General features: G+C 38.8%; 13 protein-coding genes. 11 read left to right on the top strand and 2 right to left on the bottom strand.

Annotation, left to right across the window (positions count from 1 at the left end; all coding sequences use genetic code 11):
* Positions 1 to 22 precede the first annotated feature (22 nt).
* Complete coding sequence (locus G7B18_RS01790; RefSeq protein WP_164110318.1) at positions 23 to 1,393, top strand: TolC family protein; 1,371 nt, start codon at positions 23 to 25, stop codon at positions 1,391 to 1,393.
* A gap of 46 nt (positions 1,394 to 1,439) precedes the next feature.
* Here G7B18_RS01790 and G7B18_RS01785 read toward each other — a convergent pair whose 3' ends face one another.
* Complete coding sequence (locus tag G7B18_RS01785; RefSeq protein WP_164110316.1) at positions 1,440 to 3,356, bottom strand: ABC-F family ATP-binding cassette domain-containing protein; 1,917 nt, start codon at positions 3,354 to 3,356, stop codon at positions 1,440 to 1,442.
* 204 nt (positions 3,357 to 3,560) lie between these two features.
* Here G7B18_RS01785 and G7B18_RS01780 point away from each other — a divergent pair, with 204 nt between their 5' ends.
* From G7B18_RS01780 to G7B18_RS01765, 4 genes are all read left to right on the top strand, one after another.
* Positions 3,561 to 4,595: a quinone-dependent dihydroorotate dehydrogenase gene (locus tag G7B18_RS01780; RefSeq protein ID WP_164121957.1), complete on the top strand. Its 1,035-nt coding sequence runs from the start codon at positions 3,561 to 3,563 to the stop codon at positions 4,593 to 4,595.
* Positions 4,596 to 4,677: 82 nt separating this feature from the next.
* Positions 4,678 to 5,553, top strand: coding sequence for an OmpA family protein (locus G7B18_RS01775; protein WP_164110589.1), 876 nt, complete (start codon positions 4,678 to 4,680; stop codon positions 5,551 to 5,553).
* Between the two features lie 112 nt (positions 5,554 to 5,665).
* Positions 5,666 to 6,424 carry a hypothetical protein gene (locus G7B18_RS01770; protein WP_240452739.1) on the top strand — a complete coding sequence of 253 codons (759 nt, stop codon included), beginning with the start codon at positions 5,666 to 5,668 and terminating at the stop codon, positions 6,422 to 6,424.
* Positions 6,421 to 7,035 (top strand): hypothetical protein, encoded by a 615-nt coding sequence (locus G7B18_RS01765; protein ID WP_164110312.1) that lies wholly within the window; start codon positions 6,421 to 6,423, stop codon positions 7,033 to 7,035. The genes G7B18_RS01770 and G7B18_RS01765 overlap by 4 nt, the downstream gene beginning before the upstream one ends.
* A 23-nt stretch (positions 7,036 to 7,058) precedes the next feature.
* Here the strand turns inward: G7B18_RS01765 and G7B18_RS01760 are convergent, their stop codons facing one another.
* Positions 7,059 to 8,192 carry an acyloxyacyl hydrolase gene (locus G7B18_RS01760; RefSeq protein ID WP_240452738.1) on the bottom strand — a complete coding sequence of 378 codons (1,134 nt, stop codon included), beginning with the start codon at positions 8,190 to 8,192 and terminating at the stop codon, positions 7,059 to 7,061.
* A 71-nt stretch (positions 8,193 to 8,263) separates the two neighbouring features.
* On the opposite strand from G7B18_RS01760, the gene G7B18_RS01755 reads away from it, so the two are divergent.
* The 6 genes from G7B18_RS01755 (at position 8,264) to G7B18_RS01730 (ending at position 14,958) form a co-directional block, all read left to right on the top strand.
* On the top strand, positions 8,264 to 9,178 hold the full coding sequence (locus G7B18_RS01755) for an AEC family transporter (RefSeq protein ID WP_164121956.1): 915 nt from the start codon (positions 8,264 to 8,266) through the stop codon (positions 9,176 to 9,178).
* A gap of 97 nt (positions 9,179 to 9,275) precedes the next feature.
* Positions 9,276 to 10,244 (top strand): formylglycine-generating enzyme family protein, encoded by a 969-nt coding sequence (locus G7B18_RS01750; protein WP_164110308.1) that lies wholly within the window; start codon positions 9,276 to 9,278, stop codon positions 10,242 to 10,244.
* 34 nt (positions 10,245 to 10,278) lie between these two features.
* Entirely contained in the window at positions 10,279 to 11,592 is a 1,314-nt protein-coding gene (locus G7B18_RS01745) for a Gfo/Idh/MocA family protein (protein WP_164110306.1), read from the top strand.
* Between the two features lie 10 nt (positions 11,593 to 11,602).
* A complete protein-coding gene (locus G7B18_RS01740) occupies positions 11,603 to 12,634 on the top strand; it encodes an FAD:protein FMN transferase (RefSeq protein WP_164110304.1) in 1,032 nt (343 codons plus the stop codon).
* Between the two features lie 31 nt (positions 12,635 to 12,665).
* Entirely contained in the window at positions 12,666 to 13,583 is a 918-nt protein-coding gene (locus tag G7B18_RS01735) for a hydroxypyruvate isomerase family protein (protein WP_164110302.1), read from the top strand.
* Between the two features lie 127 nt (positions 13,584 to 13,710).
* The gene (locus tag G7B18_RS01730; protein WP_164110300.1) at positions 13,711 to 14,958 is read left to right on the top strand and encodes a nucleoside permease; all 1,248 of its coding nucleotides are present in this window, start codon (positions 13,711 to 13,713) and stop codon (positions 14,956 to 14,958) included.
* The last annotated feature ends 1 nt before the right edge of the window (position 14,959 follow it).

The raw sequence follows: 14,959 nt of genomic DNA, 5'->3' as shown, positions 1-14,959 counted from the left end.
AGAATAGGTTGAAGAACAAGATATGAAGATTGTATCAAAAATAATTGCTATTGTTTGTCTTTTTTTTGGACACAATACAATCGCCCAAAAGAAATGGACATTGGAAGAATGTGTATCATATGCTATCGAAAATAACGTTTCCATTGGACAGATAGAACTGGATAATAAGCTTGCAGAGATTGATAAGAAAGATGCTTTCGGAAGTTTTTTGCCGAATGTGAATGCGAATGCTTCACATTCTTGGAATAGGGGGCTAAACACCAATATCACCACGGGAATACTAGAAAACCAAACGACACAGTTTACTTCGATGGGTGCTTCTTTGGGGGTCGATATTTATAAAGGAATGCAGAATCAAAACCGTTTTAGAAGGTCTAAGCTGGCACTCATTTCTTCCCAATACCAGCATCTTAAAATGGAAGAGGACGTATCCCTGAATGTTGTGAATGCTTATCTGCAGGTTCTGTTCAACAAAGAAGCTATAAAGGTTCAGAAGCAGCAGTTTAATGCGGATAGCTTGCAATTGTTGCGTTCGGAAGCTTTAGTGGATGCCGGCATGATTCCGCGTGGAGATTTGTTTGATATGAAAGCCACTGTGGCTACGGACAGACAGCGGATTATAGAGGCCGAATATGCACTGCTTATTTCGAAAATGAGTTTAGCTCAATTGCTTCAGATGAAAGATTTTAAGGATTTTGACATTGCTGATGTGGAATATGAATTTCAGATTAGCGCTATTTTATTGGAGGGGCCTGAATCTATTTATGGGAAAGCCAAGAATGAGCGAACCGAATTAAAAATTGCGGAAAACAACGTTAAAATAGCTGAAAAAGATATCGATATTGCTAAAGGAGCCTATTTGCCATCACTTACAGGTTTTTACGGTTTCAGTTCGCGTGTTTCTTACGCTAAGGTTCCGGATGGGCAAGGTGGTGTCAAGAATCCACCTTCATTTTTTGAACAGTTTGACTTGTACAAAGGGCATAATTTTGGACTGCAGCTAAGTATTCCCATTTTTAATGGTTTTTTGATCCGTAACAATGTAACCAGATCTAAAGTGAATTTAGATAAAAGTAAATTAGCGCTGGCACAGACCGAACTTGATTTGGAGCGTAATATATATACGGCGTACGCAGATGCTAAAGGAGCCTTGGAAACCTATCAGGCAACCAAAGAGATGTTGAAAGCCCGAGAAGAGGCTTTTCGTTATACTAAAGAACGCTATGAAAATGGAATGGCGACAGGTTTTGATTACAACCAATCACAGACGCTATTAGTAAATACCCAGTCAGATTTGCTGAGAACAAAATATGATTATTTGTTTCGTACACGGATACTGGAATTTTATTTCGGCATTCCGATTATTAAGAGAGAGAGCATAAAGGCCAATTAATTCCTTCATGTTTATCCAGTAGGAAGGATAAACATGAAGGATAATCTTAGTTTTCTAGTTCGATTATTTCTTCAGCTACCTTTTCCCATTCTGTCTGCAGTTGTTCTAACTCTGCTTTTGCTGAATTGTAATTACGCGTGGATTCTCGCAATTTTATTTCATCAGCGTATACTTCTTCATTAGCCAATTCTAGTTCGAGCGATTTAACTTGAACTTCTTTGTCTGCTACTTTTTGTTCTAAGACAGCAAGCTCTTTGTTTTTTTTGCTTATTAATTTGAATTTGTCGTCAGAAGGAATCGAAGTTTTTGTTTTCTTTGGTTCTTCTTCAATCTTTTTTACGACTGATTTCTCTGCGGGTTTGATTACTCGTTTCGCATTCCAATCTTCATATTCTTGGTAAGTGCCAGGGTATTCTTTTATTTGCTTATCTTCAATATACCATATCTTATTGGCGACATGGTCTAAAAAATATCGATCGTGTGATACGACAATTAAAGTGCCTTCGAATTGCTGAAGCGCTTGAATTAGAATATTGACCGATTGCATGTCCAAATGATTCGTTGGCTCATCCAAGGCCAAGAAGTTGGCATCAGCAGTTAAAGCCTTTGCTAATGCTACACGTGATTTTTCTCCACCGGATAGTACTTTTATCTTTTTGAAGGCATCATCACCTGTAAAGAGAAAACAACCAAGTATGGAGCGTAATTCTGTTTCTGTATGTTTAGGTGCGAAAGCTTGCATTTCGGCAATAATGCTGTTTTCTAGATGTAATGCTTCGAGCTGATGTTGGGCGAAAAATGTTTGTGAGACATTATGTCCGTGTTCGGATTTTCCCTCAAAATCGTTATCTGCACCGGCGACGATGCGAAGCAAGGTTGATTTTCCTTTTCCATTGGCACCGATGAGCGCAATCTTATCGCCCTTTTCAATAATACCATCTGTGTTGCGGAGTATTTCTAAATTGGGGTAAGATTTTGATACATTCTGCAAGGTGACCACGTGGCGACCAGAGGGTTTTGAAAATTTAAATTTGAAATTGACCGTAGGATTATCATCATCAACATCTTCTACGCGTTCCATGCGGTCCAAAGCTTTAATCCGAGACTGTGCCATCTTCGCTTTAGAAGCTTTGGCTCTAAAGCGTTCAATTAGGCGTTCTTCCTGTTTAATCTTTGCTTGCTGATTTTTAAACTGGCCGGCCTGTATTTCGCTGCGTAGCGCTTTCTCCTCCAGGTAAAAGGAGTAGTTGCCAGCATAGAGGGTCAACTTACCTTTTCTTGATTCTACGGTTTTTTTGATAATACGATCTAGAAAATACCTGTCATGCGAAACAATAACAATCGCCCCTTCAAAAGCCTGTAGGTACCCTTCGAGCCATTTAATAGAGGGTAAGTCCATATGGTTTGTAGGTTCGTCTAACAACAGAATATCAGGAGTTTGTAATAAAATACGAGCGAGCATGACGCGCATACGCCAGCCTCCTGAAAAGGTCGCTAATGGGCGTTTTTGTTCTTCTTCGGAGAAGCCAAGACCGGCAAGGATTTCGTGTGCACGAAACTCAATGCTGTAGCCGTCTAATGCTTCAAATTCCATTTGTTTATCACTCAGCTTGTTTAAGATGTCATCTGAATAATCAGTTTCTAGCTTATGAAGTAGCTTTTCAATTTCTGTATGCAACTGATTTTGACGCTCGAATGCCTCCATCGCTACATGTAAGATGCTTTTGTCCGAATGATATGATAGTAAATCTTGATTTAAGTAGCCTATCTTTAGATCTTTAGCCATAGAAATGCTTCCTGATGTTGGGGTATATTGCCCGACAATCAATCGCAATAAAGTAGACTTTCCGGCGCCGTTTGCCCCGATTAAGCCCACTTTGTCTCCTGGTTTAATATGCCAGTTGGCCTCGTCGTATAACGCTCGAGAGCCTATTTCAAATGTTAAATTGTTTATTGATATCATTTCGTATGTGTACTATTTGACTTTTAAAAGTCACACGGAATATCTAAATTTTAGTTCTTTCGTATTGTATAACGCGAGCTTTGGATATTTCGATAGCAAAAGTAGTGATTATTTCTGCTTCTTTTCTACCTTTGTAGAGATATGCCAAATGCGGTTTTAGTTCTCTATTTGGTGAATTATCTTCAACGACTTTTATAAAATATCATGTATAAATTTGTAAAGCCAATTTTCTTTTCGATGAATCCTGAAAAGGCGCACTACACAGTGACCGGAGGACTTAGGACTTTTTCAAAGATTTGGGGAGCCAAAGCTTTGCTTAAATCTATTTATAGTGTGTCTGATCCTCGTTTAGAGCGTGAGGTTTTTGGACTTAAATTTAAAAACCCTGTAGGATTGGCTGCTGGCTTCGATAAGAATGCTGAATATATTGAGGATATGGCCAGGTTTGGTTTTGGCTTTATTGAGATCGGGACGGTAACTCCGAAACCTCAGCCAGGCAATGATAAACCCCGGATGTTTAGATTAGTTAACGATGAGGCGCTAATAAATAGGATGGGATTCAATAATCAGGGAGCTGATGTGGCTGCTGGTCGATTGAAACATTTAAAAGATAGGGAGGGAGTCATAATCGGTGGTAATATTGGGAAAAATAAAGTCACGCCGAATGAAGAGGCCGTGAACGATTATATTTATTGTTTCCATGCATTGTATGATTATGTGGACTATTTTGTTGTAAATGTTAGTTCTCCGAATACGCCTGGGCTACGTGATCTACAGGAAAAGGAGCCATTAATGCGAATTTTGGATACGCTACAACAGCTTAACTTGGGAAAACCTAAACCTAAACCGATTCTATTAAAGATAGCGCCAGATTTGACGGATAGCCAATTGGATGATATCGTAGAGATTGTTAATGAAACGAAAATTGCGGGGGTTATTGCGACTAATACTACGATTTCTCGTGCCGGCCTGAAGAGTGATCCTAAATTACTGAATGAAGCTGGTGGTGTGAGTGGAAAGCCTTTGACTAATCGGTCTACTGAAGTTATTCGTTACTTGTCACAGAAGTCGAATCAAGCCTTTCCTATTATAGGTGTAGGGGGGATACACTCTGGCGCAGATGCGCTCGAAAAACTTAATGCTGGAGCTTCTTTGATTCAAATTTATACTGGTTTTATCTATGAAGGCCCGGCCTTGGTGGGCGATATTTGTAAACATATCCTTCAAGAGGGAAAATAGGATAATCTATTTTTTTACTATTTGTAACAAAACTAAGGCACTTTATTTGCTATCTTGTATTTAATAAATTTATAGAAATATGATGTATAAGAAACGCATTTTGCCAATTACGATATTATTGGGTGGGATTGTAATGAGTAGCTGTGTAAGTAATAAAAAATATTTGGCCTTAGAAACCCAGCATAAAGATCTCGCAGAACTGTATCAAAAAGGACAAATGGATCTTACTGAAAGTCGTGCTAAGATCAAGAGTTTGGAAGATCAGTTGGAGTATGAACGTAAGAATAATGCTTCTCTCAAAGAAGCATATGCTAAGTTGCAAGCTACATTGGATAACAGTATTGCTCAAAACTCTCAAGGAAATGTTAACATTTCTAAGCTGGTGGATGAGATTAACGCATCCAATAAGTACATACAGCATCTAGTTAATACGAAAAACAAAAGTGATTCGCTTAATATGGTTCTGACAAACAATCTGACACGGTCTTTAAGTCGAGAAGAACTTAAGGATGTTGACGTACAGGTATTGAAAGGTGTAGTTTATATTTCCTTGTCAGACAATATGCTTTACAAATCAGGTAGCTATGAGGTGTCGGATAAAGCAGGAGAAACATTGAGTAAGATTGCAAAGATTATTCAAGATTACAAAGATTACGATGTATTGATTGAAGGTAATACGGATACAGATCCTATTTCTAAACCAAATATCCGTAATAATTGGGATTTGAGTACATTACGAGCTTCTTCTGTTGTACAGGCTTTGCAAAATTCCTATGGAGTAGATCCGAAGCGTTTGACTGCAGGAGGTCGTGGAGAGTATAATCCAATTGCAGATAATACGACAGCGAATGGTAAAGCTAGAAATAGACGTACGCAAATAATTATCACCCCAAAATTAGATCAGTTTATGGAACTGATTGATAAAGCGCCAGAAACGGAGGAAGTTCCTTCTAATTAAGCTCGTAATATAGAGATAAAAAAGTCCTTGAAAAATGTTTCAAGGACTTTTTTATGCTTTATAAGAGCAGTGTTTTGTAAAAATTGGCATGATTGTTTAGGTAGTGCAGGTTATGTTCAAGATTCATCGTGTAGTACCTGTTCTGATTCTGCTTGTTACTTTAATCTTCGTTGGGTGTAGTTCCATTTATATGCCCAACGTACCTGCAACTCCTATGTTTAGAGGACAGGGTGAGGGATATTTGTCCGCCCATGCCAATCTGAAGGGGAATATTTCTGGAACGGCGGGAGTAGCTCTCAGTGATCATGTTGCCGCAATCGGAAATGCGTCGACAGTTAATAATGGTTCAAATTCAAATACCCACTTTAGGCAATGGTTGGCTGAAGGTGCAGTGGGATATTTTACGCAAATCGGAAAATCTAAAAGGCAGGTTTTAGAAATTTATGGTGGATATGGTTTAGGGAATTCTAGAGAAACGGATAAGCGCGCATCTATTCACGGATATGATGTTGTGGAGTCACGAAAGATGGATTTTGACAAAGTATTTCTTCAGGTAAATTATTCATCTACGACAAAGAGAAAGATGAATTTATTTGGTGCTAAGAGAGAGTTGAATTATGGGACAGCTATCCGGGCCAGTCGGATAGGTATGACAGATTTTTGGATCAATGGAGTTGAAAGCATGAAAGAAGATAATATTTTTATTGAACCTGTGTTTTTTACACGTATGGAGTTGGTAGATGGGTTACAACTTCAGTACACCACGGGCTTTAATGTTGGGTTTGTAAATAATTCTTATCTAAAAGCAGGAAATTCTATTTTTACATTGGGAATAGTGTATAACTTTGGGAAATTAAAAAGTAAAAAATGAATAAATTTAAAATAGTGTTTTTGTCGCTATCCGTATTAATCTTGTCGAGCTGCGCCATAAACCAAAAGGCTCAAGTGGAGGCGTTGAGTAAATTTAATTATAGTGTAGAGTCGGTTGACCAGATACGGTTGGCTGGACGGGATATTAATTCTTATCAGGCAGGTGGAGGAGCTTCTTTGGCAAGTCTTCCAGGGATTGCGATGGCACTGTTACGTCAAGATCTTCCCTTGGAGGCTAGGGTGAATCTGAAAATTAGTAACCCGACCACTACGGTAACTAAGATCAATGAATTTAAGTATATTATTGAGATGGGCGGAAAGCCTTTGTTTGAAGGTTCTGTAAATGAAAATATAAACCTGTCTAATGGTCAGAGTATGGTAGTTCCTTTGAGTTTTTCGGCCAATATCTTTGGTGTAGCGAAGGAACAGGGCTTTGACAAGGTACTGAATGATATTTTTACTAGAAAAAGTAATGGCTTCTTTGCACTTAAAATAAAGCCTTCTATCAGGATCGGCAATACAAATGTCTTTTATCCGGGTTATATCACTGTTGATAAAGATTTTGGTAAAAGTATAAGTAAGGCTGTTGAAAAAGGCCTTGATAAGCTATAATTGAGTATGGGCTAGGTTATACATTATCTATTAAATGTATAACCTAGTGTCCACTCTATAAAATCAGCTTTGCCTTTGTGGGCTTTGATGGATATTCCCGCATTAATATTCTTGTAAACGTAGTAACGGAATCCTGCTCTTAGGAATATTCGATTTATTTCACCGTTGAAAGATTGATTATGAATGTAGTAGCCTACATTTCCATTAAGTACCAAGTCGTTATTTAAAACGTGCACTAAATAGAAGGCGGGCCCTCCTGATAGTTTTGCACTAAGTTTCCCGGTCTTGTCCTCAGCGATCTCCTCGTTGTTTCCGGAACCCGAATAGAAAATATCTACACCACCTCCAATTCTCCATTTGTAACTTACGTGTTTACTCGCATACATGCTGAGTGTGGATTTAAAAAACTTTTGATCCATATTCCGGGCAACTTGTTTTAGGCCCGCTCCGATATTTATGTGGTAGAGTATTTTCTTTGGGTAAGGCTCCAAGCTACTGGTGTCTTTTTTATAGGATTTTCCGTCGGGTTGGTATGTGATGGAGGCCGTTAATGGAAACAGATTCACCCCTTTGTTGGGTAGCTTTAACGCTCCGTTGGAAAAGTGGTGGAAGGATAAACCTACCCCGGCTTTAAATTTTTGGGACAATTTGTATTGACTACGAATTCCAAAGTCTATATAAACATTGTTTTTGGTTGCAATAGCTAGATTTAAAGGGTTTTTTTCTGGGTGGTAAGGTTTGAAATTGCCTGACAGTCCTAAACCAATGCGGTAATCAAAAGACCATTTTTCATTATTAATATTACCAAAGGGTGTTTGGACAAAACCATATACCGCATATGGGCTTCCTACGATATCATTATTGAATGTACTGCTGTAAAAACCTATTCCATATATTGGATTGTTATACAGTTTGAAATACTGGTCACTTTTGGCAATCATTTTCCATCCGACTTTAAGATTGAAGCCATTGTAATAAGCGTCTTTAAAAGTTGTGTTTTTTAAGTCTCCCGTCGCCAAGATTCCTCCGTTTTCAATTTCGGCTTCTATTATCAATGAATTCTTGATGGGGGTAGTTGTCAATGTATCTGTTAGAGCCCATAAAAAGTTTGCTTGTAGAAATAGCGCTAAGAGGATGACGAGGAATTTAGTTTTCAAGATGATGGATAATTAAATATCAAGTTATAAATTTGGGCAAATTTATCAAATTATAACTAATCCCGAACTGAATGGTTAACTTTTTCATTATAGTTATTTGTCTTTTTGTAGGTTTTCTGTTTCGTCGCTTTAAATTAGCCTCGAGAGATAGTTACAAGATTGTTAATAACTGGATTATCTATGTTGGATTGCCCGCTATTGCACTTTTGTATATTCCGAAGATTGATTGGAATTTAGGCTATCTTTTTACGGCTTTATTGCCGTTTTTTATTTTTGGACTCTCGTATTTGTTTTTCCAGATCCTCCAGTACAGAATCGGTTTTTCATCCAGAACACTCACCACTCTTATTATTGTATCGGGATTGAGTAACACCTCTTTTGTGGGTTTTCCGCTTATCATCAGTTTTTTTGGTAGCGAGCAATTGAAGGTCGGTGTGGTTAGTGACCAAGCTACTTTTTTCGTGCTTTCTTCTTTTGCTGTGCTTTTGGCGACAAACACGAGAACCCTGAGGCTTAATTCGAATCAGAAATGGCGGCTTATTTTGAGACGGATAATAACATTTCCTCCATTTCTAGCTGCGGTGATTGCATTAGTGTTCCAAGAGGTATTACAGCAGATGTATTTTGAAGTTTTTTTTTCTAGTCTAGCAGCCACCGTAAGTCCTTTAGCCTTGTTTTCAATAGGCTTGCAGCTACATTTTCAGCGTGTACATAAAGAAATGAAAGCAATAAGTCTCTCGTTATTTTATAAATTACTATTTGCTCCGGCGGTAGCACTTTTGATTGCTTTTGTGATGGGGTGGAAAGGCGTGTTTTTTCAGGTTTCGGTTTTCGAAATGGCTATGCCAAGTTTGGTCGCCTCAGGTATTGTTATTCAGAATTTTGGTCTTAATTCCAAACTAGCGAATACAATTATTGGTGTGAGTATTTTACTAGGGCTAATTCTTTCATTTTTATGGCATAGTGTAATTATTACACTTCTGTAACATAAATGTTATAGAGAATTGGGTTTATAATTTGATTTTACTTTTACCTTTATTAAAAGATTAAAGACAATTAGCTTATAAACCTCTTGTGATACATATGAAGATACTTTTTTCTGCATTTCTTATTTTCAGCGGTACCATCGTTGTAGCTCAAAATAAGGACCACAAAAACTACACTCAAGAAATAAAAGGCACCTCGCTTTCGTTTTCGATGCAAGCCATACCTGGCGGAACTTTCGATATGGGAAGTAATAATTCCGCTCATCCGGAAGAACAACCTGTGCATCAGGTTAAGATAGCTCCATTTTGGATGAGTACTTATGAGGTTACATGGGATATCTACGAACCTTTTCTTTACAAGGATTACGAACAGTCGAAGCAGACTGAAGGGATTGTTCCGACGGATGTCGATGCGGTGACTCGGCCTACCAAACCTTATTTAGATATGACATTCGGTATGGGCAAAGAAGGTCATCCCGCTTTGGCAATGACACATTACAATGCGATTCAGTTTTGTAAATGGCTTTATAAACGTACCGGTATTTTTTATAGATTACCTACAGAGGCGGAGTGGGAATATGCATGTCGGGCAGGATCAAAAGAAGATTATTTCTTTGGTCAGGAGTCTTCCAAAATCGGAGATTATGCTTGGTATGGACAGAATAGTGGTGAGCATACGCATAAAGTTGGTGAGAAAAAGCCGAATGCATTTGGACTGTTTGATATGTTAGGTAACGTTTCAGAATGGACCTACGATCAATATCTAGCGGATACGTATAAGACGCGTTCTGGCAAAGTGTCCGACAATCCTGTAGTGGTGCCGACTGAATTGTATCCACATGCGGTACGAGGCGGTTCGTTTAATAGTGAAGTAAAGGATTTACGTTCTTCTGCGAGATCGGCTTCTGATCCGCTATGGAAGCAGTTGGATCCTCAGATGCCTAAGTCGAACTGGTGGTTTCCAGAAGCGCCTTTTGTAGGTATGCGTCTGGTGCGTCCTGTAAAAGTACCTTCTCACGAAGAGATTATGAGCTATTATGATAAAGCTCCGATAGAAGATTTTTAGTAATTTTATTTACCAGTTATAAATAGTTAAAACTATGAATAGTTTCAATAGGAGAGATTTTATAAAGTCTACTTCAATTATTGCAGGAGGGGCTGCTATGAGTGCTGCTCCCGTTAGCTCTATATTTGCGGCAGGGACTGATGTTATCAAAGTAGCGTTAATTGGTTGTGGTGGTCGAGGGACCGGTGCTACTGTCGATGCTTTGGAGTCAGGCCAGAATATCAAAATCGTAGCTATGGCGGATGCGTTTAAGGATAATCTGGATTCTGCCTATACCAATTTACAGAAGAAATATGCAGCTAAAATGGATGTGCCTGACAGTCGTAAATACGTTGGATTTGACGCTTATAAGTTAGCTATCAAAGATGCAGATGTGGTAATTTTGACCACTCCTCCAGGATTTCGTCCGATGCATTTTGAAGAGGCAATAAAGGCTGGTAAGCACGTGTTTATGGAGAAACCTGTGGCTGTAGACATCCCTGGTATCCGTAAGGTCCTCGAAGTAGCTGCCGAAGCAAAGCGTAAAAAGTTAAATGTAGTAGTAGGTCTTCAACGTCGCTATCAGACAAATTATCGTGAAGCTATAAAGCGTATTCAAGACGGTGCTATCGGCGATGTAGTGGCTGGTCAGGTTTATTGGAATAGTGGTGGTGTATGGGTTCGTCCGCGTAAACCAACACAGACTGAAATGGAATATCAGATGCGTAACTGGTATTATTTTAACTGGTTGTGTGGTGATCATATCGTAGAGCAGCACGTACATAATATTGATATTGCAAATTGGGTGAAGGGTAAGTATCCGGTATCTATTGAAGGGACGGGATCACAAGCACATCGTACAGGTAAAGACTATGGTGAGATTTATGATAACTTTGCTATTGAAATGACATACGATGATGGTTCTGTCGTGTATAGCCAATGTCGCCACTATGAAGGTACACATAACCGTGTCGATGAAACTTTCCAAGGAACGAAAGGTCGAGTGTATTTGTCAGCAGGTAATCAAGCTGTTTTATGGGATGCTAAAGGAAATGAAATATACCGTCACGATGCTAAAGGGAATCCTAATCCCTACCGTCAGGAGCATGTTGAGTTATTTGCAGCTATTGCTAATGGCGAGTACAAATTTGATAATGCGGAATATGGGGCATACAGTACGTTGACAGGTATTATTGGACGTTTAGCATGCTATACAGGAAAAGTGATTAAATGGGATCAGGCTATTCAATCTAATATCAATATTATGCCAGATCGCTATGCTTGGGATGCTCTTCCGAAGCCTCTTCCAGACGAAAATGGTTTATATCCAGTTGCTGTACCTGGAATTAATACACAGATCTATATATAGACTATTGTAAATGGCTTTTTTAAATATCCACAGACTGCTATTGTGTTTTTCAAGGTATGTTTATATCTGTGGATATTTTTTTTCTATAATTTTTTTTTCGTGGGGGTGTTGTGTATATGCGCAGCATCCCTATGTATTATCTGGTAAGGCACAGGGAACTACCTATCAAATTAAATATTATGCAGATAAGGAAGTCCCTAAAAGTGAAATCGATAATATTCTGCGTATAATCGATCATTCTATGTCTTTGTATGATATGTCTTCTACGATTTGTCAGTTTAACAAGCCGGGTACATCGCAGGTTGTTATGGACAGGCATATGAAAAAGGTTATAGATGCCAGTATGAAAACCTATAAAGAAACTTCCGGTTATTTTGATGTTACGGTCTATCCATTGGTTCAGCTTTGGGGATTCGGCGCGGATGGGCCTAGGGCGGCTCCAAACCTAAGGGAGATCGATAGTGTACGACAGATTATCGGCATGAATAAATTGCGGGTTAAAGGTAATCGTTTGATGAAACTCGAGCCGAATGTGTCAATAGATTTGAATGGTATTGCGCAGGGGTACTCTGTTGATGTTGTTGCTGAATATTTGAAAAGCAGGGGGGTAAAAAACTTTTTGGTTGAGTTGGGAGGTGAGATTAGGTCTCTGGGGGCTAAACCTAATGGCGCATTTCTAGTGGAGATATACAGGCCTGATGGGATCAGCGACGGACAGATCCTTAAGGTAAGATTAAATAATAATGCAATTACCAGTTCGGGCACTTACGAGCGTCAGCGTAATATTGGAGGAAAGATGATATCACATCATATGAATCCACTTACAGGGCAGCCCTTAGAAAGTACTGTTGTGAGTGCGACTGTGATTGCTAAGACGGCTATGGAGGCCGATGCATTGGACAATTATTTCATGAGCATGTCTCCACATGAAGCTATTGAATTTGCTAATAAGCGTAAGGGTATAGAGGTGTATATAGTTTATTTTGATGGGAATACTTTTAAAGAGTTGCAAAGCTCGGGATTTAATAACTATATTTATTAATTAATCAACGAATAAACCTTGTAATTAAATAATGAAAAGATCTGATTTTTTGAGAAATTCTGGATTGATAGCTGGCAGTAGCCTGTTTGCTCCTTTTGTTTCGAATGCTTCGACAGAGGATGTGAAAAATGGCGTGATAACCACTTTCAAACTTGACTATGCGCCACATCAGGGGATGTTTACTTCAAGCGTAGGAAAGAACTTTCTTGATGAAATAAAGTATATGCATGATCTTGGATTCCGTAGTATTGAGGATAACGGGATGGTCGGAAGGACTCCTGATGAACAGGTGAAAATTGGAACGCTTCTAGCGAAGCTGGGTATGCGTATGGGCGTTTTTGTTGTGCCTAAAGGTGGTAATGGGGCGAATACTCTTGCAGCAGGTAAGCAAGAACATGTAGATATCTTTTTAAAAGGTTGCCGCGAGTCTATTGAAGTCGCCAAGCGGGTTAATGCAAAATGGATTACTGTAGTGCCGGGTGATTATGAACGTCGTCTTCCTCTCGGCGTGCAGACTGCGAATGTAATAGAGGGACTGAAACGAGGAGCTGAACTATTGGAACCACACGGTATCACCATGGTTTTGGAGCCCCTAAGTGATACTCCTGATTTATTTTTACGCTTTACAGATCAGGCCTATGAAATATGTAAAGCTGTTAATAGCCCATCCTGTAAGATTTTGTATGATGCTTATCACCAGCAAAAAAATGAAGGTAATTTGATTAACCTGATGGATCAATGTTGGCGTGAGATTGCTTATATACAGGTAGGCGATAATCCTGGTCGTAGGGAACCAACGACGGGAGAAATCAATTATAAAAATGTGTTTAAATGGCTCTATAATAAGGGGTACAAAGGCATCGTGGGAATGGAGCATGGTATGTCCAAAGGAGGGAAAGAAGGTGAGGATGCTTTAGTTAAGGCTTATAGGGAGGTCGATAATTTCTAATTACTTAAATCTATGAAATATCCGTACAGTACAGGCTACACAAACAGCGATGAGTTTAGTTTGGATATTCCATATGACAGCTAAAAATCAAACCGAGCTTGCGAGCTCATGAAATAATTATAAACTTATGAATTCAACTACGAAAGTTAAACTATCGTTTATGATGTTTCTCGAATTTTTTATTTGGGGAGCATGGTTTGTTACATTAGGGACATTTCTAATCAAAAACTTGAACGCAAGCCAATTTGAGATAGCGAATGTCTTTTCTACTCAATCGCTCGGAGCTATTATTGCTCCCTTTATTATTGGGATGATTGCGGATAGATACTTCAATGCGGAGAGAATACTGGGGATATTACATGTAATAGGTGCAGTCTTGATGTATCAGATGTATCAATCTTCCGATGTGACTGTTTTTTATCCTTACGTATTGTCGTATATGATTTTGTATATGCCGACACTATCTTTGGTTAATTCGGTTTCGTTTAGACAGTTGTCTAATCCTGAGAAAGAGTTTTCAGCTATTCGTATCTGGGGTACTATAGGTTGGATCGTTGCTGGGTTGTCTATCAGCTATTTGTTTAAATGGGATAGTGCTGATGCTTCAGGCCAAGGGGCGTTGAAAAACACATTTCTAATGGCGGGAGTTGCTTCTCTTGTACTTGGGCTGTTTTCGTTTTTTTTACCCAAAACACCTCCGGTTAAAGTGTCGGCTGGTGAAAAGCCTTCTTTTGCCTCAATCATTGGATTGGATGCAATCAAATTATTAAAAGATAAGAATTTTTTGATTTTCTTTATTGCTTCTATATTGATATGCATTCCTTTAGCTTTCTATTATCAAAATGCTAATCCGTTTTTAGATCAAATCGGATTAGAGAATCCTACAGGAAAGATGACCATTGGCCAAATTTCGGAAGTAGGCTTTTTGTTGCTTTTGCCTTTATTCTTTACAAGGTTTGGATTTAAGAAGACAATTCTTGTGGGGATGTTGGCTTGGGCATTGCGTTATCTGTTATTTGCTTACGGAAATGCAGATGAGCTGTCCTACATGTTAATTTTAGGAATTGCTTTGCATGGTATCTGTTATGATTTCTTTTTTGTGTCTGGACAGATTTATACGGATAGTAAGGCAGGAGCGAAGTATAAAAGTGCTGCACAAGGCCTGATAACGTTGGCTACTTATGGTATAGGGCAGCTTATTGGATTTTGGGTGGCTGGTTATGTCGGGGAGATGTACAAAGGATTACAAAATACTGATGTTATGGCTTTTTGGCAGCAGACCTGGATTATTCCTGCAGGTATTGCTTTTGTTGTAATGATCATTTTTATGTTGTTCTTTAAAGACGAGAAAGTAGGGACAACGCGTGAAGTTTAGT

Origin of the sequence: Sphingobacterium sp. xlx-130, assembly GCF_011007405.1 — a bacterium.
Taxonomy (GTDB): Bacteria; Bacteroidota; Bacteroidia; order Sphingobacteriales; family Sphingobacteriaceae; genus Sphingobacterium; species Sphingobacterium luzhongxinii.
Note: the sequence above shows the minus strand (reverse complement) of the source record. Positions and strands in the feature narration are given on the sequence as shown.

Coding starts and splice junctions, on each gene's coding strand:
- G7B18_RS01790 (WP_164110318.1), top strand. CDS start 23: ATGAAGATTGTATCAAAAATAATTGCTATTGTTTGTCTTTTTTTTGGA.
- G7B18_RS01785 (WP_164110316.1), bottom strand. CDS start 3,356: ATGATATCAATAAACAATTTAACATTTGAAATAGGCTCTCGAGCGTTA.
- G7B18_RS01730 (WP_164110300.1), top strand. CDS start 13,711: ATGAATTCAACTACGAAAGTTAAACTATCGTTTATGATGTTTCTCGAA.
- G7B18_RS01755 (WP_164121956.1), top strand. CDS start 8,264: ATGGTTAACTTTTTCATTATAGTTATTTGTCTTTTTGTAGGTTTTCTG.
- G7B18_RS01735 (WP_164110302.1), top strand. CDS start 12,666: ATGAAAAGATCTGATTTTTTGAGAAATTCTGGATTGATAGCTGGCAGT.
- G7B18_RS01770 (WP_240452739.1), top strand. CDS start 5,666: ATGTTCAAGATTCATCGTGTAGTACCTGTTCTGATTCTGCTTGTTACT.
- G7B18_RS01775 (WP_164110589.1), top strand. CDS start 4,678: ATGTATAAGAAACGCATTTTGCCAATTACGATATTATTGGGTGGGATT.
- G7B18_RS01765 (WP_164110312.1), top strand. CDS start 6,421: ATGAATAAATTTAAAATAGTGTTTTTGTCGCTATCCGTATTAATCTTG.
- G7B18_RS01740 (WP_164110304.1), top strand. CDS start 11,603: ATGGCTTTTTTAAATATCCACAGACTGCTATTGTGTTTTTCAAGGTAT.
- G7B18_RS01780 (WP_164121957.1), top strand. CDS start 3,561: ATGTATAAATTTGTAAAGCCAATTTTCTTTTCGATGAATCCTGAAAAG.
- G7B18_RS01750 (WP_164110308.1), top strand. CDS start 9,276: ATGAAGATACTTTTTTCTGCATTTCTTATTTTCAGCGGTACCATCGTT.
- G7B18_RS01745 (WP_164110306.1), top strand. CDS start 10,279: ATGAATAGTTTCAATAGGAGAGATTTTATAAAGTCTACTTCAATTATT.